Source organism: Mesorhizobium sp. M7A.F.Ca.CA.004.04.2.1, from assembly GCF_004022825.1.
GTDB lineage: Bacteria > Pseudomonadota > Alphaproteobacteria > Rhizobiales > Rhizobiaceae > Mesorhizobium.
This window is the reverse complement of the sequence record NZ_RZPH01000443.1, coordinates 1-4,659: the sequence shown is the minus strand read 5'-3', so window position 1 is coordinate 4,659 and position 4,659 is coordinate 1. Positions and strand designations below refer to the sequence as shown.

The following is a 4,659-nucleotide window of genomic DNA, read 5'->3' as shown; positions in this document are numbered from 1 at the left end:
GGAGGTGACGGCGTAGGCCTGCTTGAGGTGGTCGAGGGAGGGGACGAGAAGGTCTGACATCATTCGCCTCGCGGATACCTTTTGCTCTCTTCGAGATTGTCGAGGTTCATGTGATTGCGCATGTAGCGCTCGGACGCTTTTTGCAGCGGCTGGAAATCCCAGGGGTAATAGGCGCCGTTGCGCAGCGCCGGATAGACGACCCAGCGGCGCGCCTGGCTTTCGCGGACAGCGGCGTCGAAGCCGGCCATGTCCCAGCGCGACTGGACCTTGTCCATGAATGCCGCCACCAGGCCCGCATTGGCCGCGTCATCGACCAGATTGTCCCGTTCGAGCGGATCGGCTTCGAGATCGAACAGTTGCGGCGGATCGAGTTCGCAATGGACGAATTTGTATCTGCCGTCGCGGATCGCCACCAAGGGCGCGTTGGACCCTTCGGCCGCATATTCCATCAGCACCGGCGCGGTGCGCTCAAACCCCTTGGTGAGCGGCAGCAGCGACTGGCCGTCGGTCCACGGCGCGATTGCAGCGATGTCGATGCCGGCGAGGTCGCAAAGCGTCGGCGCCACGTCAAGATTGGAAACCGGCGTCTCGATCAGCCCGGCGTGAACGCCCTTGCCGGCAATCACCAGCGGCACCCGCGCCGAGCCCTCGAAGAAGCTCATCTTGAACCATAGGCCGCGCTCGCCGAGCATGTCGCCGTGGTCCGAGCAGAACAGGATGATGGTGTCGTCGGCCATGCGGGTGCGCTCGAGAACATCCAGGATCTCGCCCAGCTTGTCGTCGACATAGGAGATGTTGGCGAAATAGCCCTGCCGCGAACGACGCACCTGTTCCGGCGTGATCTCGAAGGAAGGATAGTCGCTGGCGTGGTACAGCCGCCGGGAATGCGCATCCTGCTCGTCATGCGCGATGAACCCGGTTTCCGGGTTCAACGCCTGGCAATGCTCATAGAGATCCCAATACTGCTTGCGCGCGACATAGGGATCATGCGGGTGCGACAGCGAGACGGTGAGGCACCATGGCCGATGGCTCGCATCGTCCTGTTCGCGCGAAAGCTGATAGAGCTTCTGTGTGGCTAGGAACACGACCTCGTCGTCATACTCCATCTGGTTGGTGATCTCGGCAACGCCGGCGCCGGTCACCGAGCCCAGATTGTGATACCACCAATCGATACGCTCGCCGGGCTTGCGGTAGTCCGGCGTCCAGCCGAAATCGGCAGGGTAGATGTCGGTCGTCAGCCGTTCCTCGAAACCGTGCAGTTGGTCCGGCCCGACGAAATGCATCTTGCCCGACAGGCAGGTGTAGTAGCCGGCAGCGCGCAGATGATGGGCGAAGGTCGGGATCGACGAGGCGAATTCGGCGGCATTGTCGTAGACGCCGGTGCGCGACGGCAATTGCCCGCTCATGAACGAGGCACGGCCTGGTGCGCAGAGCGGCGAGGCCGTGTAGTTGTTGGCAAAGCGCGCCGATCGCGCAGCCAACGCTTTCAGATGCGGTGTGTGCAGAAAATCCGCCGGGCCGTCCGGAAACAAGGTTCCGTTGAGCTGGTCGACCATGACGATCAGAAAATTGGGTCGCTTCGTTGTCACTGTTTGCGCCGCTCGCCGAGTTTTGTTTCGAGATAGTCCTCGACCAGCGCGATTGCGGTCGCGGCATCAGGCACGCCGTCTTTCAGCGCCCGCCTGATGTAGAGCCCGTCGATCATCGCCGCGGTCGCTTCGGCGGCGCGGTCGGCCTCGGCCCTGGGCAGGATGCCGACAAGCCCGCTCATCAGGTTCGAGTGCAGCCGCCGCGCATAGACCCTGAGCAGCCGGCGCAAGGCCGATGATTTCTGCGCCTCGACATAGAAGGCGAGCCAGGCGGCGATGGTTTCCGGCTGGAACTGGATGTCGGAGAAGTTGACGGTGACCACCGCCGAAACGCGCTGGCGCGCGGTACCAGCCGATTGAAGGGCGCGTCGCATGTCGATGGTCAGTTCGGCCAGGATGTGCCGCATCGTCGCCAGCAACAACTCGTCCTTGGCGCCGAAATAGTGATGGGCAAGAGCCGACGAAACCCCGGCGCGTCCGGCGATCTCGGACATGGTGACGTCGAGCGAGCCGCGCTCGCCGATCGCCGAGATCGTCGCGTCGATCAGCGCCTTGCGGCGCAGCGGTTCCATTCCGACTTTCGGCATCTCGCGATGATCCTTTGAGAAAACAGGATTATTTTTTATTGACGCGTCAATCAACAAAAAAATCGACCGCGATCTTGGCTGTACCAAGCGATTGTCCGCCTCCCGCCCTTCACGAAGTGGGCAAGATTGTTTATATTTGAACAATAAAGGCGAAATGCGCCGTGAGCCCACATGTTAGGCTGGCGCCAAGGATGGAGACCGCCATGACCGCATGCATCGTTGGCTGGGCGCATTCGCGCTTCGGCAAGCTCGAGGGCGAAACGCTAGAAAATCTGATCGTCAAGGTGGCAACCGACGCGCTCGACCATGCCGGCATCGGTCCCGACGAGGTCGACGAGATCGTGCTCGGACATTTCAACGCCGGCTTTTCGGCGCAGGATTTTACCGCCAGCCTGGTGCTTCAGGCCGACGACCGGCTGCGCTTCAAGCCGGCGACGCGCGTCGAGAACGCTTGCGCCACCGGATCGGCCGCGGTCCGTCAGGGCATCCGCGCCATCGACGCCAATGCCGCCCGCATCGTGCTGGTGGTCGGCGCCGAGCAGATGACGACGACGCCGGGGCCGGAGATCGGCAAGAACCTGCTCAAGGCGTCCTATCTGCCCGAGGACGGCGAGACACCGGCGGGTTTCGCCGGCGTCTTCGGCAAGATCGCGCAGGCCTATTTTCAGCGCTACGGCGACCAGTCGGATGCGCTGGCCATGATTGCCGCCAAGAACCACAAGAACGGCGTCGACAACCCCTATGCACAGATGCGCAAGGATTTCGGCTACGAGTTCTGCCGCCAGGAGAGCGAGAAGAACCCGTTCGTTGCCGGCCCACTGAAGCGCACCGACTGCTCGCTGGTCTCCGACGGCGCCGCCGCCCTTATCCTTGCCGACACCGCCACGGCGCTGAAGATGCGCCGTGCCGTTGCCTTCCGCGCCAACGAGCATGTGCAGGATTTCCTGCCGATGTCGAAGCGCGACATCCTGACCTTCGAAGGGTGCGAACAGGCCTGGAACCGGGCGTTGAAATCAGCCGGCGTGACGCTCGACGATCTGTCCTTCGTCGAGACGCATGACTGCTTCACCATTGCCGAACTGATCGAATACGAGGCGATGGGTCTTGCCAAGCCGGGAGAGGGGGCAAAGCTTGCGCTGGACGGCACAACGGCCAGGGATGGCCGCCTGCCGGTCAATCCATCCGGCGGGCTGAAGGCCAAGGGCCATCCGATCGGCGCCACGGGCGTGTCGATGCATGTCTTGACCGCCATGCAGCTTGTCGGCGAGGCCGGCGGCATCCAGGTGCCGGGCGCCAAGCTTGGCGGCATCTTCAATATGGGCGGTGCGGCGGTCGCAAACTACGTTTCCATTCTCGACCGGATCAGGTAAACCGCCCGCATTTACGGGAGGGTTCATGACAAATCCGGTTCTGATCGAAGTGTTGCGCGGCGCGATCGTCGAGAGCGCGCATCGCGGCTCAGTCGCGGTCTTCGATGGCGATGGCAAGCCCGTCTGGGAGATCGGCGACACAGCCAAGTCGGTGTTTCCGCGCTCGGCGGTCAAGGCGATCCAGGCACTGCCGCTGGTCGAAAGCGGTGCGGCCGATGCCTATGGCTTCGGCAACCGCGAACTGGCGCTCGCCTGTGCGTCCCACTCGGGCGAGCCGGCCCATGTCGATCTTGCGCGATCCATGCTGGCCAAGGCCGGGCTGGACGGATCAGCACTCGAATGCGGCACACATTGGCCGTCCAACCATGACGCCGAGATTGCGCTCGCCCGCGCCGGCGGTTCACCGAACGCGTTGCACAACAATTGTTCCGGCAAGCATTCCGGCTTCCTCTGCACCTGCGTCCACGCCGGCATTGCGCATCGCGGCTATGTCAAGCCGGGACATGGCCTGCAGGAAATGGTGCGCGACGCCATGCAATCGGTGACGGGCGCTGTCCATGGTGAGGACCAGCGGGCCATCGATGGCTGTTCGATCCCAACCTATGCGGTGCCGCTCAGGAGCTTCGCGCTCGGCTTTGCCCGCATGGCCACGACATCAGGTTTTGGTCCCGAGCGAGCCAAGGCCGCGAGGCGGCTGCTGGCTGCATGCATGGCCGAGCCCTTCTTCGTTGCCGGCAGCGGCCGCGAAGACGTCGCACTGATGGAGGCCGCACCCGGGCGGATATTTACGAAAGGCGGCGCCGAGGGCGTCCATTGTGCGGCAATTCCGGAACTTGGTCTCGGCATCGCGCTCAAATGCGATGATGGCGCCGGCCGCGCCGGCGAAGCCATGATTGCCACCGTCCTCGCCAAACTGTTGCGCGCCGACGAGGCATTGGCGTTCAAGCTGAGCGAGTTGGCAAACACGCCCATCGAAAACCGCAACGGTGCCAAGGTCGGGGCGCTGAGGCCGACGGCAGCCCTCAACTGACGTGATTGCGCTCGACGGTCAGATGCGCATAGCCGGTATCGTTTGACGAGGCGAGGTCGCCCGTTGCGGGCTCGGCCCAGCGC

4 protein-coding genes are annotated in these 4,659 nt (G+C 63.4%); 2 read left to right on the top strand and 2 right to left on the bottom strand.

The features are described 5' to 3' along the window. Positions 1–59: 59 nt before the first annotated feature. Both betC and betI read right to left on the bottom strand, forming a co-directional pair. The gene (gene betC, locus EN893_RS19605; protein ID WP_127267968.1) at positions 60–1,589 is read right to left on the bottom strand and encodes a choline-sulfatase; all 1,530 of its coding nucleotides are present in this window, start codon (positions 1,587–1,589) and stop codon (positions 60–62) included. Further along, positions 1,586–2,176 carry a transcriptional regulator BetI gene (betI, locus tag EN893_RS19600; RefSeq protein WP_127267967.1) on the bottom strand — a complete coding sequence of 197 codons (591 nt, stop codon included), beginning with the start codon at positions 2,174–2,176 and terminating at the stop codon, positions 1,586–1,588. The genes betC and betI overlap by 4 nt, the downstream gene beginning before the upstream one ends. Before the next feature lie 203 nt (positions 2,177–2,379). Here betI and EN893_RS19595 point away from each other — a divergent pair, with 203 nt between their 5' ends. Further along, entirely contained in the window at positions 2,380–3,546 is a 1,167-nt protein-coding gene (locus tag EN893_RS19595) for an acetyl-CoA acetyltransferase (RefSeq protein WP_127267966.1), read from the top strand. Positions 3,547–3,571: 25 nt separating this feature from the next. Beyond that, positions 3,572–4,576, top strand: a complete 1,005-nt coding sequence (locus EN893_RS19590; RefSeq protein WP_127269978.1) for an asparaginase — start codon at positions 3,572–3,574, stop codon at positions 4,574–4,576. Positions 4,577–4,659: the final 83 nt, after the last annotated feature.